This window comes from Geobacter sp. PheSNFMC (assembly GCF_059620965.1).
In genome coordinates this window covers 26,821-43,323 of the sequence record NZ_JCAMRN010000001.1, presented here as the reverse complement: position 1 = coordinate 43,323, position 16,503 = coordinate 26,821, and the positions used below count along the sequence as shown (strand labels likewise).

The window sequence follows — 16,503 nt, the reverse complement described above, 5'->3', positions numbered from 1 at the left end:
GGACTAATTCCCCCCATCCAGGCGACGCTTCAGCGCCTCGTGCTCGGCGGCCAGCTCGCCGTACTTGCGCTCCAGTTCCCGGATCTGTTCGAAAAGACAGGAAATGGCCTTGGCTTCCGGGTCGGGCAGCTTGCCGTGCTCGAAATCGGACTTGTCCTTCGGCTTCTCCGCGGCCATGACCACCCGGCCGGGGATGCCCACCACGGTGGCATTGGCCGGGACCTCCTTCACCACCACCGAATTGGAGCCGATCTTGGCCCCCTCGCCCACGGTGAACGGACCCAGGACCTTGGCGCCGGAACCGATGACCGCGTTGCTCTCCACGGTGGGGTGCCGCTTCTTCTTTTCCAGGCTGACCCCGCCGAGGGTCACCCCGTGATAGATGGTCACGTCGTCGCCGATCTCGGCTGTCTCGCCGATCACCACCCCCATGCCGTGGTCGATGAAGAGGCGCCGGCCGATGGTCGCTCCCGGATGAATCTCGATGCCGGTGAGAAACCGTCCCAGGTGGGAAATGAGGCGTCCCAGGAAATGAAAATCGCTCCGCCAGAGCCAGTTCGCCAGCCGGTGGAACCAGATGGCGTGCAGCCCCGCATAGCAACAGAGCACTTCCAGCGTGCTGCGGGCGGCAGGGTCGCGGTCGAGCACCGATTGAATATCCTCGCGCAGTCGTGCAAACATCGGCAGTTCCTTCCGGGGATCATGGTCCCCACGCGGATTGGAAAAAAAGGATGCCCGACACGGCGCAACAGGCATCCTTACATTACGGATATTTGACCAGTAACATACCCTACAATTTTTGTCAACTTCTAGCGAATTCCTCCTCCCCATCACGAAAGGGTCAACTCTCCCCTTTCCCAGCGCTCAATGGCCACGGACGCCCTGAAACCCAGGAGCCCCGGCTCCCGGGCCAGCCGCCGCAGGATCGCCAGGGAGCGGGGTGCATCGTGGGAGAGCGAATAGACCGCGGCCATGCCCGCCGCGGCACCGGTGCCGCGCTCTGCGGCGTCCAGCAGCCCGGCGCGCCCCGCCGCGCCGAAGGCGGCAATCTCCCGGTAGAGACGGGCCAGCATCGCCGCGTGGCGGTCCGTCCGCGCCGCGTCCATGGCCTCCAGGGCCTCCCCGTGGGCGGTGGCCGCCGCGGTAAAACGGCGGATCAGTAGTGACAGGCGCTGCTCTTCCATTCTCATCCTTTCCCGCTCAGAGCGCGTCATGCCAGGGACAGCACCTGCTCCAGGGCCGTCTTTTCCTCCACGGGCCGGTCCATGAGCGAGGTCCGGATCGCGGCAAAGGCCTCCACGTTGGCCAGGAAGACGTCCAGCAGACGGGGGTCGAAAAACGACGCCCGCCCGTCCCCCATGACAGAGAGGACCTCGTCGAAGGGCAGTGCCGGCTTGTAGGGGCGCTCCGAGCAGAGGGCGTCGAACACATCGACGATCATGACGATGCGGCCGAAGATGTGGATATCTTCCCCGGCCAGGCCGCTGGGGTAGCCGGTGCCGTCCCACTTTTCGTGGTGCTGGAGGGCCACGGTCCGTCCCATCTCCAGGGATGAGTACCGCTCGGCGTTGGCAAGGATCTTGCCGCCTATGACCGTGTGGAGGCGCATGATCTCCATCTCCTCGTCCGTGAGCCGGCCGGGCTTGAGGAGGATCCGGTCCGGGATGCCGAGCTTGCCCACGTCGTGGAGGGGGGCAGCGTAGCGGAGCACCTCGCACTGGTCAGCGGGCAACCCGCTCAAGCGGCCGAGTTCCCGGGCCATCTCGCTGATCCGGCGCGTGTGCATGCCGGTTTCCACGTCGCGGAATTCGGCGGCCCGGCCGAGGCGCAGCGTTATCTCGTACTCTGCCTCCCGGGCCATTGCCAGGGCGTTCCTGACCTCGGCGGTCTTGCGGGCCACCTCCCGCTCCAGGATGCCGTTCACGTCCTGGGACAGGTCCACCAGCTTCTTGGTGCGGACGTGGTTCATCACCCGCAGGCGCAACTCCTCCATGTCGTAGGGCTTGGCGAGAAAATCGTTGGCCCCCAGCCGCAGGGTCCGGGTCACTTCGTCCTTGCTGGCCGTGAGCACGATGACGGGGATGTCGCACCACAGAGGGTGCTTCTTGAGGGTGGCGAGCGTCGCGAACCCGTTCAGCTCGGGCATTTCCAGATCGAGCAGAATGAGGTCGATGGCGGAGTTCGCCTCCAGCACCCGGAGAGCTTCCAGGCCGTTCCGCGCCGGGACGGACGTTGCCAGCCCGTCGAGCATGACCGAAAGCATCTCCCGGTTTATCTCTTCATCATCTACCACAAGGACCGAGATTGAATCCAGCATGATCTATATCTCCGCTTCGCGTACAAACGCGTCGTATTCGACGGCAAGGGGCTGAAGCAGGGCAACCGCCTCGTCCAGCCGTCCGTTGATGGCAGCGTCCTCAATGAGCCGGGCCAGGGCGAGCACGCGCTGCGCGCCGATATTGCCGGCAGCTCCGACAATGGCGTGGGCACCCAGCCGGACCCCCGCGGCATCCCGTTTCTCCACGGCATCCCGCAGCTTGCCGAGATTCTTTTCCGTCCCCTCCCGGAACATCCCCACGAATTTCGGGACCAGCTCGCCCTTGCCCCGGAGCCGCGCCAGCAAACCCTGCCGGTCGAACACCGGCGTGGCATCCTCCCCGGATTTCTCTGGAGCGGGGCTCTGCCCTTCGCCCGCGGTCTCGAACGCGCCCTCGACCCCGCAGCAGGAGTGAACCGCCCGGACCAGTTCTTCGGCCGTGAAGGGCTTTGTCACATAGCCGTCCATGCCGGCGGACAGGCACTGCTCCCGGTCCTGTTGCCCGGCATAGGCGGTCAGCGCCAGGATGGGGGTCCGTCGGCCGGTGTCCCGCTCCCGGCCCCGAATCCGGCGAACGGTTTCGAACCCGTCCATGACCGGCATCTGCACGTCCATCAGCACGAGGTCGAACTGGGAGGCGTCAAGGGCCCTCAGGGCCTCCTCGCCGTCGGCGGCCTGCGTCACCCGGTGCCCCATCCGGCCGAGAATGGCGCTGACGAGCATCCGGTTGACCTCCACGTCGTCGGCCACCAGGATGCTGAGGCCGGGGCCGCTGCCGGGCTGCGCCGGCGGGTCGTGCGCCTCGGACGGTTCCTGCCCGGCCAGTGCCGAGACGACCGCCTCCCCGACGTCGCCGTGCACGAGCGGCTTGAGCAGGCATCTCGCCCTCCCCGGCCAGAGGCGGCTCTCCTTCTCGATCATGTCGCCCACCTCGGTCATCAGAATCAGCCTCAACTCCGTGCCGACGCCTTCGGTCAGGCGACCGACCGCCTCCTGCCAGCCGGCGCCCAGGGACTTCTTGTCCACCAGGGCCACCAGGGGCTCACCGGCAGCGGCCGGCATGCCGGCGGCGATCTCCCGGGCCTCGTCCACGGTGGCCGCCACCCGGGGCTCCATGCCCCAGCCGGTCAGGTAGGAGAGGAGTACCCGGCGGCTGCGCGTGGGCGCCTCGACCACCAGCACGGGCCGCCCGGCAAGCCCCTGATCGGCAAGGCGATCCGGTTCGGGCGGCCGGAGTTGGAACCGGCAGGTGAAGAAAAACGTGCTCCCCTGCCCCGGGGCGCTCTCGACCCGGACATCTCCCCCCATGAGCTGTACGATCCTGCGGGAGATGGCCAGGCCGAGGCCGGTGCCGCCGAAGCGCTTGGCAGTGGATGAATCGGCCTGCTCGAACACGTTGAAGATCCGGTCCAGCGCCTCCGGCGCGATCCCGCACCCCTGGTCCGAAACCGAAAACCGGAGGAGCACTTCGTCCCCCTCGGCTGCCGCCGTTTCCACCGCCACCACGACCTCGCCGCCATCGGAGAACTTGATGGCGTTGCCCACCAGGTTCACCAGGACCTGGCGCAGCTTCCCGCAATCGCCGATGAGGGGGTCAATCACATCTTCCCGGGGGTCGCAGACGAGTTCCACCCCCTTCTCGGCCGCCCGGGCGGACAGGGACCGCACCGCCTGGCCCATGACGGTGCGCAGGTAAAAGGGCGCCGGGTCCAGTTCCACCTTCCCCGCCTCTATCTTGGAGAAATCGAGGATATCCCCGATGACCCCCATGAGGCAGTCGGCGGACCCCTTGATCGCGCCGAGGTACTGGTGCTGCTGCGAGGGACTCAGCCCGCCGCCGAGCAGGAGGTCGGTCATCCCCATGATGCCGTTCAGGGGGGTCCTGATCTCGTGGCTCATGTTGGCGAGAAAATCGCTCTTGGCACGGCTGGCGCCTTCCGCCTGCTCCCGGGCCGCGGCCAGGTCGCGGGTCCGCTCCTGCACCCGCTGCTCCAGCGAGGCCAGGGTGTCCCGCACCATGGAATACAGCTCCGTGCTCTCCAGGGAGTGGGCGCAGGTGTGCATGATGACCGACACGGCGTTGAGGGTTGCCGCATCGGGCGAATGGGAACTGCCCGGGAGAATGCCTGCGAACATGCCGCGGATCCGGGAGCGGGTGGCGACCACGTGCAGCAGCAGGGACCGGTCGTCGGCCAGGGGGACGAGGATGGCCTGGTTCCGGTTCAGGGCCCAGGCAAAGGTGCCGTCCACGATCTTGGCGTCGATGATGCGCTGGATTTCGTCACGCCCCCCGTCCGGCTCCCAGGAGGCAAGCTCGAAGCTGCCGTCGTCGCCCGAGATGAGAAATCCGGTCATGCGGCAGTCGAGGACCCGGCGGAGCTGGGTCAGGGTGGCCCGGAAGATTTCCTGGGAGTCCCTTGCGCGGCCCAGGTCGCTGTGGAACATGCTGCTGGAGGCCAGCATGTCGAGGATCGACAAGTAGCGATGGTTGGCTTCTTCCAGGTAATTGACGCGCTCCAGCAGGAAGGCGCGGGATGGGGCGGCGGCCTTCGATCTCATTTATCCCTCCACGAGGATGGCGAACGTTTCCTCTACCTGGGGCTCGGACTGCTTCACGATTGTCGGCAGGATCGACACCGGCACGCCGAGGCGGTCCCAGGCCGAAGGATCCAGGAGAGGCACCCCCCCCTCGCCGCTGGCCCCGTACCCGAGGGCCTGGCAGATGATGTCGGCCAGGTGGATGATCGACACCTCCAGCGAGAAGTGCTCCGCCTTGCGGGGCTCGTGGTGATAGGAAACCGGCTCGTTGATGGTGGCCGGAATCTTCCACGCGCGCAGCAGCGCACCGCCCAGGGCGGCGTGGTCGAAGCCGAGCGCGTCCCGTTCGGTGGCATCCAGGAACCGGGACTCGGACCGGTTCCGGGCCAGCACGTCACTGACCGTCCCGGGGATGGCGGTGCACATGACCAACTGGCCCACGTCGTGGAGGATGCCCGCCACGAAGAACCGCTCCACGTTGCTTTCGCGGAGGTAGATCGCCAGGTTGCGGGCCACGATGCCGCAGGCGATGCTGTGCCGCCAGAACAGCACCATGTCCATCAGCTCCCGGGGGATATCCTTGAAGACGTCCATCACCGAGGCCGCCAGGGCCAGGTCCCGCAGTTGCTGGGTGCCGATGATCGTCACCGCCTTCGAGATGGAGTCGACCTTGGAGAAAAAGCCGAACATGGGACTGTTGGCGAGTTTCAGGATGCGCGCGGTCAGCCCCTGATCGTCGATGATGATCCGGGCCACATCGTCGATGGAGCTGCGGGGGTGGCTGATCGTCTCGTTGAGCCGCTCGTAGAAATAGGGGAGCGAGTAGACCGTCCGCGTCCGGTCCACCAGCCGCTCCACGGTTATGTCGCGGTCATGGGTTGCCATGGATGACCTTTCTCAGGGCGGCAAGGCGCAGCAGCTCGCGCATCACCGGATGCTCCATGTCGTTTTCCCCGAACAGGGGCCTGAGCTCTGCCTCGGCGGCCTCCATCAGAGCCGGCGGGAACTCGGATGGCAGGGTGGAGCTCAAGCTGTCGCTTTCCCCCCCCAGGATGTCGGCTTCGGTCACGCCCCAGGTCATCAGGATGACGATACGCTTGCGGTCCAGCTCCACCCCCGCCCCCAGCAGCAGCCTCCCGGTGCGGTCGTGGACGTCCGCGGCTAGGACCATTCCCTCTTCCAGGTTGTCAGTCGGCACTATTCCCACGGTTCAGGCTCCCCGGCACCGGCATCCCCTCTCCGGCGCCCGCGAATTGATGCGTTCCGTCCGTAGCATACCACGGCTTGGCCTGATCAGCACAGGCGGGAAGTGTCGCCGAGCTGCCCCAGCTCGCGGGGCGTCAGCATCTTCTCCGGGTCCAGCATCACCAGCAGTTTCTCCCCCTGGTCGATTACGCCGACGATGTACTCCTGCTCGCCGCCTGAGCTGAGCAACGCGGGCGACGGCTGAATCCGGCTGCCGGCGATCCGGATCACTTCCGACACGGCATCCACCCGGAATCCCAGCAGGGCATCCCCCACTCCCATGACCACGATCCGGGTCCGGTTGTCGCTCTCCGCATCCGCCAGGCCGAACTTGTCGCGCAGGGAGATGATCGGGATCACCCGCCCCCGCAGGTTGATGATCCCGTCCACGTAAGGCGGGGCCTCGGGCACCTGGGTTATGCTGCTCATCCGGATGATCTCGCGGACCTTGAGGACGTCCACTCCATACTCCTCGCGATCGACCGTGAAGCTGACCAACTGGATCAGTTCATCTCTCGAGCCGGTCGAGATATTCGTTGCCAGTGCGTGTGCCATGATTTCCTCCGTGCGTTTCGCGGCGGGAACGCTCAGGCCAGCCTGAAGCGTCCCATAAGGGTTTGCAGGTCCTGGGCCTGCCGGGCCAGTTGTGCGGCGGCATCGGCCGTCTCTTCGGCCCCCTGGGCGGTCTGGTGCACCACCTCGGTGATCTGCTGGATATTGCCGGTCACCTCGCCGGTGGTTGCGGTCTGCTCCTCGGCGGCCGTGGCGATCTGCCCCACCTGCATGCTCACCTCGTTCACCTGGTCCAGTATCTGCCGGAGCGCCGTTTCCAATCGGGCCGCCTCCAGGGCGCCCTGTTCCGTACCGCGCACCCCCTCCTCCATGGAGACGATGGCCGTCTTGGTTTCCTGCTGGATGGCCCGGATCATCTCGCCGATCTCCTTGGTGGCCCGGGTGGTCCGCTCGGCCAGGGCCCTCACCTCGTCGGCCACCACGGCGAAGCCGCGGCCCTGTTCGCCGGCCCGGGCCGCCTCGATGGCGGCGTTCAGGGCCAGCAGGTTGGTCTGGTCGGCAATGTCCTCGATGGTGCCCACGATGTCGCCGATCTGTTCGGAGCGCTCTCCCAGCGATGCCACGAGCTGCGCGTTCTGGCGCGTGCCTTCCCCGCGGGAGCGAATCCCTTCCACGGTGTGCCTGACCACGTCGAACCCCTGGCGGGTGGTGGCGGCCACCTGCTCGGCGCTGCCGGCGGCGGCATGGCAGTTGGTCGCGATGTCCTGGCTGGTGGCCGACATCTCCTCGCTGGCGGTGGCCACGGTGCCTGCCTGGGAGGCCACTTCCTCGGTGCCGGTGGCGATCTGCTCGGAGGTGGCGTGGAGCTGGGACGAGGCGGACGCGATGCCGGCGGAGATGGTTGCGGTCTGGGTCACCATCTCCCGCAGGCTCTGCACCATGTGCTGCATGGCCGTCAGCAGCCGGCCCGTCTCGTCCGTGGAGGTGGCGCCAACGTCAACCGTCAGGTCGCCGTCCGCCAGGCGGTTGGCCACGTCCACCGCCCGGCTCAGCGGAGTGGTGATCATCCGGGAAATGAGCAGGCCGAGCCCGATGGCCAGAATCACACCCACCGCCGACAGCACCGCCATCACCGTAAAGGCGGTCGCGGCAACGTGCTCGTTGCTCTCGGCGGTCAGCTTTGCCTGCGCCTGCTTGGCGTCGACCAGCTTGCTGAGCAGTTCCTGGTAATGCAGTGCCGCTTTCCTGGCGTCACCGTGGAGCAGCGCCTTTGCCTCGGTCATCTTCTTCGCGCTGTTCAGTTCCATGATGTTGTCGATGTACCCCCCATAGACCTTGCGGGCCTCCTTGTAGTCGTTGAACAGTTTGCGCCCGTCTTCGGTCAGGATGGTTTTCTCGAAACCGTCCTGATGCACTGAGATGGCCTCCCGCAATTTCCTGATCGTTTCCAGATAATCGGCCCGCGCTGCCGGGTCGGTTGCCTCGACCGCGTCGCGCAGGTTGATCCTGACCCGCTGGAAGGCCACCGACATCTCCGTCAGATCGTGCATGGGCATGGTGATCATTTCATACAGTTTCCGGTCGTCGTTCTGGATTTTGCGGATTTCCACGGAGCCGATGAAACCGACTACGGCGGCAATCGCGGCAACGGCGCCGAACGCGGTTACGAGTTTGGTTCCTACCCTCATATTTGCCAACCATTTCATAACAATGTCTCCTTTTTGTGTTCTGGCGCTTGATACTGATTACTGGTTCGATCCAGAACCGGAACTGTCCGGCTCGGCGGGGGAAAAGCGCTTGATGCTCCTGTCGAGTTGCCCCGCCAGTTGTTCGAGCAGATCAAAGTAATCCTGGCTCACGGCCCGGAGTTCTTCGCTGCTGAGCCGATATCCTTCTTCCCGGCAGGCATCGGCCAGCGAAACCATTGCCCGCTGCCGGAACCCGTCGTCGGTCAACAGACGACCAAGGAATTTTTCAACTGCCTCTTGCGTCACGGGCACCCTCCTCGTACTGTCCCTCACGGGGACAGTGGAACAATTGTTACCCGTTATTCAGCAGACAGGATGCCAATTCAGACAATCATGCAATTTCAACATGTTATACTGAGCAACACCAGAAGAAGCGTCCCCCTGGGGGACAGAGTGGGGCAAAATGGAACAGTGGGGGATGAGGGGGTGCTGCAGGGGGAGCGCTGCGCGGGATCAGCCCCGGTAGAATGCCTTGCGGTCGATCCTGAGGAGCTGGGCCGCCCTGGACTTGTTGCCGCCGCAGCGCTCCAGGGTGATGGCCATGATCCGCTCGGTGAGGGCATGGAGCGACAACTGGTCAACGGGCAGCGCCAGGGCGTACTGCACCGTGTCGGGCGCCGGGCCGGCAGATGCTTCCCGGGCAGGGGCTCCGGCCGTGCCGAACCCCAGGTGTTCGGGCCGGATCAGCTCGCCGTCGGTCAGGATCGCGGCGCGCTCCAGGCAGTTGCGCAACTCCCGCACATTGCCCGGCCAGCCGTGGGCCAGCATGGCGTCCATGGCCTTCTGGGAGATGCCGGGCAGCGGCTTGCCCAGGTGCTGCCGCAACTGGTCGAGGACATGCTCGCACAGGAGCGGGATGTCGTCCGTGCGCTCCCGCAGCGGCGGGATGACCAGGGGAAACACGTTGATCCGGTGGTAGAGGTCTTCGCGGAAGCGGCCGGCCGCCACCATGTCGGCCAGGTTACGGTTGGTGGCCACGATGACCCGGCAATCCGTTGTGATTGAGGTATTGCTGCCGATCTTTTCGAACACCCGCTCCTGGAGGACCCTCAGCAGCTTGGCCTGGAGCGGCAGGGGCATGTCGCCGATCTCGTCCAGCAGGAGCGTGCCGCCGCGGGCCAGGCTGAACTTCCCCTCCCGGTCCCGGTCGGCGCCGGTGAAGGCCCCCCGCACGTGGCCGAACAGCTCGCTCTCCAGCAGGTGCTCGGGCACGGCCGCGCAGTTGACCGCCACGAACCCGGCGGGCAGCCCCTTGCCGGCAAAGTGGATGGCCCGCGCCAGCACCTCCTTGCCCGAGCCGCTTTCGCCGTAGACGGCCACCGTGGTCTGCCGCGCCGCCGCCACCCTGGCGGCCAGCTCCAGCAGCTTCTTCATGGCCGGATTCACCGTAACGATGCTCTGGAAGGTGAACCGCTCGCGGAGCAGCCCCGTGATCTGCTCGTTCTCGCGGACCACGTGGTGATAGTCCAGGGCCCGCTGGAGCGTGATCCGCAGCACCTCGGGATTGAAGGGCTTTGCCAGGTAGTCGTAGGCGCCCCGTCGCATGGCCTCCACGGCGCTCTCCACGCTCCCCCGGGCCGTGACCACGATGACCGGCACCTTCGGGTAGCGTTCCTTCACCCGGGCCAGCAGCTCCAGCCCGTCCATCCCCTCCATGATCAGGTCGGAGATGATCAGGTCCACATGCTCCCGCTCCAGCAGCGCCAGCGCCTGCGCGCCGCTGGCCGCGGTCAGGGGGGCGAATCCCCCATCGGCCAGCAGGTTCTCCAGCATCAGGAGAGAAAGCCCGTCATCGTCGACGGCAAGAATGTTCGGAGCGGTCATGGGCTGGTGATCCTCATTCCGGCAAAATGGACATACCATAGAGCATATCGGACAATTCACCCCGGGACTTGAGGTGATAACAGCGCAAGTATCAGCCCCTATGCACACCGGCAACCCGGCAAAAACATTTTGACAACATTTTTTAACCGACTCTTATTTACAGGCCCCAACCCGGTGATACACTGTGAGCTAACAGGCCGATATACCGACGTTCACAATTCAATCGGGGGAATCAGGGTACAGGTGTGACGGATGGACCTCCGGCATGCGCCCGGGGGTCGCCAGCCATGGATGGAGACGGAAATGGCACCTCTTCTCGATGATCCTTGGACCGGGATCGAATCGTTTTTCGACTACCTGACGCGGCGCGGCGTCAGCCGGCGCGAATTCCTCGGGTTCTGCGGCAGGCTTGCAGTCCTCGTGGGGGCCGGGCTGGCGGCAACCGGTCCTCCCGCAGCGGCCGCGCGGGAGATCGCCCGCAGGCTCGGCAGCGCACAACGCCCGAACGTGGTGTGGCTGCAGCTCCAGGAGTGCACCGGCTGCCTGGAGAGCGCGCTCCGCTCCGGCAGCACCCCCGTCGACGAACTCCTGCTCGAGCTCATCTCCCTGGATTACAACGAACTCCTGATGACCGCCTCCGGCAGCGAGGCGAACTCCCTCCTGGCCGAGGCGGCGCAGAAGCCCCACCTCCTCATCGTCAACGGCTCGGTGCCCCTCAAGAGCCACGGCGCCTACTGCACCATCGGCGGCGAATCAGCGGAAGCGGTCCTGAAGCGGGCGGCGCAGAACGCCACGGCCATCATCGCGGTGGGGGCCTGCGCCACCTACGGCTCGATCCAGGCCGCCTCCCCCAACCCCACCGGCGCCGTGGGAGTTGACGACGTCATCTCCGGCCGGCCGGTCGTCAACATCGGCGGCTGCCCCCCCATCGCCGAGGTAATCACCGCCACCATCGGCTACTACCTGGCCTACGGCCACACCCCGCGCCTCGACGACGAGGGCCGGCCGCTCTTCGCCTATGGCCAGCGGATCCACGACAAGTGCCCCCGCCGGGCAAACTTCGACGCGGGCCAGTTCGCCGAGCGCTTCGACGACGAGGGAGCCCGCAAGGGATACTGCCTCTACCAGCTCGGGTGCAAGGGACCGGCTACCTTCGCGCCCTGCCCCACCCTGGAATGGAACCTGGGCCAGAGCTTCCCCATCAAGGCGGGCCACCCCTGCCTCGGCTGCACCGAAGAGCAGTTCTTCGACAGGATGACCCCCTTCTACCAGCGGGTGCCGGACATCCCCCTGCCGGGAATCGGCGTTGAGAGCTCGGCCAACGTCCTTGGCGCCGCCGCCGTTGCCGCCTCGACGGGCGGGGTTGCGATCCACGCCGCGGCCACGGTGATTGCCAGGCAGCGCAAACGGAGGAGCACGCCCGAATCCCTGCCCCTGGCGGTGCTCGGCGAAACCGGGGCCGAGCGCCCCACGGAGAAGCGGGACAAGAGCGGATAAGCGGTGCGGCCGCCCTGAGTGAAGCGGCGGACCGGCCACCGGACCGCCGGAGATGAGGAGCGATCATGGCTACCCAGCGAGTCGTCATTGACCCCATCACCAGGATCGAAGGACACCTGCGCATAGAACTGGAAACGAGCGGCGGCAGGATCACCGACGCCTGGGCCAGCGCGACCCAGTTCCGGGGGATCGAGACCATCCTCAAGGGCCGCGACCCCCGGGACGCCTGGGCTCTGGCCCAGCGGATCTGCGGCGTCTGCACGGGCATCCATGCCATCGCCTCCGTCCGGGCGGTGGAGGATGCCCTGGACTACCCCATCCCCAGGCAGGCGGAGCTGATCCGCAGCCTCGTCACGGCCATGGGGATCGTGCAGGACCATGTCATGCACTTCTACCACCTTCACGCCCTCGACTGGGTCGACGTGAAGAGCGCCCTGGCCGCCGATCCCCAGGCCGCGGCCCGCCTGGCCGCCTCGGTCTCCCCCTGGCCCAGCAACTCGGCCGCCTGGTTCCGGGAGGTGCAGCAACGGGTGGGCGCGTCCGTGTCGGGCGGCCAGCTCGGCATCTTCGCCGGCAGCTACTGGGGGCACCCCGCCTACCGCCTGCCGCCGGAAGCCAACCTCCTCGCCCTGGCCCACTATCTGGAGGCGCTCCAGTGGCAACGGGAGATCATCCGCCTCCACACCATCTTCGGCGGCAAGAACCCGCACCCCAACTTCCTGGTGGGGGGAATGGCCTGCTCCATCAACCTGGACAACCAGCTCGGCATCAACGCCGTGCGGCTCGACGAACTGACCGGGCTCATCGGCCGGGCCCGCCGCTTCGTGGAAGAGGTCTACTACCCGGATGTCCTGGCCATTGCCGGCTTCTACCGGGAGTATGCGGCCATCGGCATCTCCAGCCCCACCCTCATGGCCGTGGGCGAGAGCGCCTTTTCCTGCGCGGGCACCCCGGTGGCTGGAGAGGTGCGGGCCGGCGTCCTGGCGGACGGCAACTACGAGGAGCTCCGCCCCTTCGAACCGGCCAAGATCGCCGAGTTCGTCACCTCTTCCTGGTACGCCTATCCCGAGGGGGACAAGGCGGGGCGGCATCCCTGGCGCGGAGAGACCGTGCCCCGCTACACCGGGCCACGCCCCCCCTACGGGCAGATCTCCGACAACGTCAAGTACACCTGGGTCAAGGCGCCCCGCTACGATGGCCGGGCAGTGCAGGTGGGCCCCAATGCCAGGATGCTCGTGGCCTGCGCCCAGGGGCACAAGGACGCAACACGGCTGGTGGACGACGCCCTGGCCGGGCTGGGAGCCGGCCGGGAGGCCCTCAATTCGACCCTCGGCCGCACCCTCTGCCGGGCCGTCGAGTCGGTGCTCCTCTGCAACCGCATGGATGAATGGTTCCGGCAGTTCCAGGAGAGAATCCATGCCGGCGACACCGCCACCTTCAACCCCGACAAGTGGGACCCGGCCACCTGGCCGAAGAGCGCCCAGGGGGTCGGCTTCACCGAGGCGGCCCGGGGTACCCTGTCCCACTGGGTGGAGATCGAGAACGGCAGGATCACCCGCTACCAGTGCGTGGTGCCAAGCACCTGGAACAGCTCGGGCCGCGACGCGAGCGGCCAGCCCGGCCCCTTCGAGCACGCCCTGGCCCACCGGGGGCACCATCCCCTCCTGGAACCCGGCCGTCCCCTGGAGGTGCTGAGAACGATCCACTCCTTCGATCCCTGCCAGTCCTGCGCGGTCCACCTGCTCGACCCGGCAGGCGGGACCATCGGCACGGTGAGCGTGTCATGAGCGAACACGAGACGCCCGAAGGCGACATCCGCATAGAGCTGGGAGACCCGGCACCCTTTGCCGGGGAGAAGAAGCGCGAGCTCCTGGTGGCCGCGGCCCTGGGAGCCCCCTTCGGGACCACGGACCCGGCCGACCTGGCCCTGCTCGGCGCCGCCTCACGCAAGGAGGACCTGCGGCACTACGAGCAGACGGGGTATGCCCCCCTGGACCCGGGGCTGAACTACAGCATCGCCCGGGTCCGCCGTGCCGGCACCGCCCGGGAGGAGCTGATCGCCCGGGGCGGACTGAACTCGATCCTCTACCTCTGCCGGGCCGACGAGTCGACCCGCTACCGGGCCGAGATGGAGGCGGGCGAGCGGATGGTCCACGGCTTCCGGCCCCTGGCCGTGGCCCATGGCGAGCCGCTGCCCGAGGGAGGTGAGAAGTGGACCTTCCTGGGGTTCGTGCCGCTGCGGGCCACCCGCGAGCAAAGCCGGCGGGCCGAGGAGCCCGGCGCCTTCCGCTACGTGCCGGTCTGGGACTGGCAGCTCCGCTCCCTCCACTGGCTGGCGGTGCTCCTGATCGCCGTGCTCAGCGTCACCGGCATCCTCATGGGAAGCGGCCGCCCCGCCTACGCCGGAGCCCGGGAGAGCTCCTTCCTGTTCGGCTACCTGCGGTTCATCCACTTCGCGGCCGGGTGGCTCCTCCTCGCCACGGCCCTCATCCGCATTGCCGGCCTCTTCCTCGCCTCGAACCGCTATCAGCGCTGGGACGCCCTCTTCCCGGTGAAGCCGCGGGACCTGCGCAACCTCCTGACCGTGGTCCGGAACTACCTCTTCTGCCGCTTCGACCGGGGGCCCCACTATATCGGCCACAACCCGCTCCAGCAGGTGGCATACACCGCCATCTACGGGGTGGGCATGCTCGCGCTCCTGACCGGCTTCGCCCTCTATGCCCTCTACGCGCCGGACCACTGGCTCTTCCGCCATCTGGTCCGGCTCGACACCCTGGTGGGGGTCCAGTACGTGAGGCTGGCCCACCTGCTGGTGATGTGGATCTTCCTGGCCTTCATCCCCATCCACGTCTATCTGGCCATCAGGGCGGACACGGTGGAGCGCGAGGGGGCCATTTCGTCCATCATCAGCGGCGGGCGCTGGTGCCGCAGGGGGACCAGCTTCGAGGATGGTTGATACCGAATCGCGGAGCCGGGGAACCGGGCGGAGCGGGTGCGCCCTCTCCCGACGCCGCTTCCGGCCGCACGGCGCCGGGACGTGCCTTCCCCCGCGGATTCGGGTTGATGTCCGGCACAGGGTACGGATGACCGTCTCCAACCCGGGGAGCATCTGTCATGACGCGTGTCGATCTGATCCTTCTTCATCCGCCGAGCATTTTCAACTTCCGCGAGCTGCCGATCTTCTACGGCCCCATCAGCGATGTCATACCCTCATCCTCCCTGTTCGAGAACTATCCCATCGGCTTCATCACCCTGTCCGAGCACCTGAACCGCAACGGCATTTCGGTCAGGGTGGTCAATCTCGCCCTGAAGATGCTCAGGGACCGATCCTTCGATCCGGAGGCATTCGTCGCCAGGCTCGACCCCGTCGCCTTCGGCATCGACCTCCACTGGCTCCCCCACGTGGACGGCAGCCTCACCCTGGCGGAACTGGTCAAGAAGCACCATCCCGGCACGCCGGTCATCTTCGGCGGCCTGTCCGCCACCTACTACCACCGGGAGATCATGGCCGACTATCCCTTCGTGGACTTCATCCTGTGCGGGGATTCCACCGAGGAGCCGCTGCGCCTGCTCATGGAGGCCATCAAAAACGGCGGCGACTTCGCCACCGTCCCCAACCTGGTCTGGCGCGACGGCCGGGGCGGCGTGGTCGACAACGGCATCTCCTACCGCCCCCCGAACCTGGACCATGTCCACTTCGACTACTCCCACCCCCTGAAGATGACCGTCAAATATCACGACCCATCCGGTTACCTCCCCTTCCGCAACTGGCTGTCGAACCCGGTCATGGCGGTCTTTTCCTGCCGTGGCTGCCTCCACGACTGCGTCTCCTGCGGCGGCTCGGCATCGGCGTTCCACAGGCTGTGCGGCCGGGACCGCCCCGCGTTCAGGTCCCCGGAGCTGCTGGCAAAGGATATCCGGGCCATAGCCGCCTGCACCGGGGCACCCGTGATGGTGGTGGGCGACCTGCTCCAGGCCGGGCGCGACTATGCCGAACGCTTCCTGCGGGCCATGAAGCGGTACCGGATCGAAAACGAAATCGCCATCGAGTTCTTCCACCCGCCCCCTGCCGAATTCGTCCGGCTGGTTTCCGACTCCCTGATCAACTTCAACGTGGAGATCTCACCCGAATCCCACGACCCGCGGGTCAGGAGGGCCTTTGGCAAGAACTACGGCAACGCCGAACTGGAGGCGTCCGTCGCGGCCCTGATCGACAGCACCTGCCGCCGTCTCGACCTGTTCTTCATGGTGGGGCTGCCGTACCAGGACTACCGCTCGGTCATGGACACGGTGGAGTACGGCGGCGAACTGCTCCGCCGGTTTGGGGAAAACGGCACGCTGCTCCCCATGATCGCTCCCCTGGCCCCCTTCGTCGATCCCGGCTGCCGGCTGTTCGAGGAGGCCGAGCGCTTCGGCTACCGGCTGTTCGCCCGAACCCTCCGGGAGCACCGGCAAGCCATGCTCATGCCCACCTGGAAACAACGGTTGAACTACGAGACCTCCTGGATGAGCCGGGACGAGATCGTCCGGGCCACCTACGACGGCGCCCTGCGCCTCATCGAGCTGAAGGCGGCCCACGGGCTGCTGGACGGGGAGGAAGCGGACGAAATCAGGGCGCACATCCGGATGGCCGTGGCGCTCGAATGGCGCATCGAAAACGCGGACGTCATCGACGGGTCACTCCGGGAGGATATCTTCCGGTTGAACCGGATGGACCTGCTGTGCCAGAAGCATGAGCTCCAATGGCCCGTCAAGGGGCTGAAACTGAAACTGCCGAACATCCTGAAACTGCTGTTCGGCAGGTAAGGGGCAACGACCGCC

14 protein-coding genes are annotated in these 16,503 nt (G+C 66.6%); 4 read left to right on the top strand and 10 right to left on the bottom strand.

Annotation, left to right across the window (positions count from 1 at the left end):
• Positions 1-3: 3 nt before the first annotated feature.
• From cysE to AC6CDK_RS00155, 10 genes are all read right to left on the bottom strand, one after another.
• Positions 4-681, bottom strand: coding sequence for a serine O-acetyltransferase (gene cysE, locus AC6CDK_RS00200; RefSeq protein WP_039643366.1), 678 nt, complete (start codon positions 679-681; stop codon positions 4-6).
• A gap of 149 nt (positions 682-830) precedes the next feature.
• Positions 831-1,184, bottom strand: a complete 354-nt coding sequence (locus AC6CDK_RS00195; protein WP_039643365.1) for a hypothetical protein — start codon at positions 1,182-1,184, stop codon at positions 831-833.
• Between the two features lie 26 nt (positions 1,185-1,210).
• Complete coding sequence (locus tag AC6CDK_RS00190; RefSeq protein WP_039643364.1) at positions 1,211-2,317, bottom strand: response regulator; 1,107 nt, start codon at positions 2,315-2,317, stop codon at positions 1,211-1,213.
• A 3-nt stretch (positions 2,318-2,320) separates the two neighbouring features.
• Entirely contained in the window at positions 2,321-4,876 is a 2,556-nt protein-coding gene (locus tag AC6CDK_RS00185) for a hybrid sensor histidine kinase/response regulator (protein ID WP_192905291.1), read from the bottom strand.
• Complete coding sequence (locus AC6CDK_RS00180; protein ID WP_039643362.1) at positions 4,877-5,740, bottom strand: HDOD domain-containing protein; 864 nt, start codon at positions 5,738-5,740, stop codon at positions 4,877-4,879.
• Positions 5,727-6,062 (bottom strand): hypothetical protein, encoded by a 336-nt coding sequence (locus AC6CDK_RS00175; RefSeq protein WP_066357133.1) that lies wholly within the window; start codon positions 6,060-6,062, stop codon positions 5,727-5,729. Before AC6CDK_RS00175 ends, AC6CDK_RS00180 begins: the two co-directional genes overlap by 14 nt.
• Positions 6,063-6,148: 86 nt before the next feature.
• A complete protein-coding gene (locus AC6CDK_RS00170; protein ID WP_039643360.1) occupies positions 6,149-6,655 on the bottom strand; it encodes a chemotaxis protein CheW in 507 nt (168 codons plus the stop codon).
• A gap of 32 nt (positions 6,656-6,687) precedes the next feature.
• Positions 6,688-8,319: a methyl-accepting chemotaxis protein gene (locus tag AC6CDK_RS00165; protein ID WP_192905292.1), complete on the bottom strand. Its 1,632-nt coding sequence runs from the start codon at positions 8,317-8,319 to the stop codon at positions 6,688-6,690.
• 39 nt (positions 8,320-8,358) lie between these two features.
• Positions 8,359-8,607, bottom strand: a complete 249-nt coding sequence (locus AC6CDK_RS00160; protein ID WP_039643359.1) for a Franean1_4349 family RiPP — start codon at positions 8,605-8,607, stop codon at positions 8,359-8,361.
• 207 nt (positions 8,608-8,814) lie between these two features.
• Complete coding sequence (locus AC6CDK_RS00155; RefSeq protein WP_192905293.1) at positions 8,815-10,185, bottom strand: sigma-54-dependent transcriptional regulator; 1,371 nt, start codon at positions 10,183-10,185, stop codon at positions 8,815-8,817.
• Between the two features lie 303 nt (positions 10,186-10,488).
• Here AC6CDK_RS00155 and AC6CDK_RS00150 point away from each other — a divergent pair, with 303 nt between their 5' ends.
• The 4 genes from AC6CDK_RS00150 to AC6CDK_RS00135 all read left to right on the top strand — a co-directional run bounded on the left by AC6CDK_RS00150 (position 10,489) and on the right by AC6CDK_RS00135 (position 16,488).
• Positions 10,489-11,682, top strand: a complete 1,194-nt coding sequence (locus tag AC6CDK_RS00150; RefSeq protein WP_192905294.1) for a hydrogenase small subunit — start codon at positions 10,489-10,491, stop codon at positions 11,680-11,682.
• Positions 11,683-11,747: 65 nt separating this feature from the next.
• Positions 11,748-13,469, top strand: a complete 1,722-nt coding sequence (locus AC6CDK_RS00145; RefSeq protein ID WP_192905295.1) for a nickel-dependent hydrogenase large subunit — start codon at positions 11,748-11,750, stop codon at positions 13,467-13,469.
• Entirely contained in the window at positions 13,466-14,638 is a 1,173-nt protein-coding gene (gene cybH, locus AC6CDK_RS00140; RefSeq protein ID WP_192905296.1) for a Ni/Fe-hydrogenase, b-type cytochrome subunit, read from the top strand. Before AC6CDK_RS00145 ends, cybH begins: the two co-directional genes overlap by 4 nt.
• A 158-nt stretch (positions 14,639-14,796) precedes the next feature.
• Positions 14,797-16,488, top strand: coding sequence for a TIGR04190 family B12-binding domain/radical SAM domain protein (locus tag AC6CDK_RS00135; RefSeq protein ID WP_192905297.1), 1,692 nt, complete (start codon positions 14,797-14,799; stop codon positions 16,486-16,488).
• The last annotated feature ends 15 nt before the right edge of the window (positions 16,489-16,503 follow it).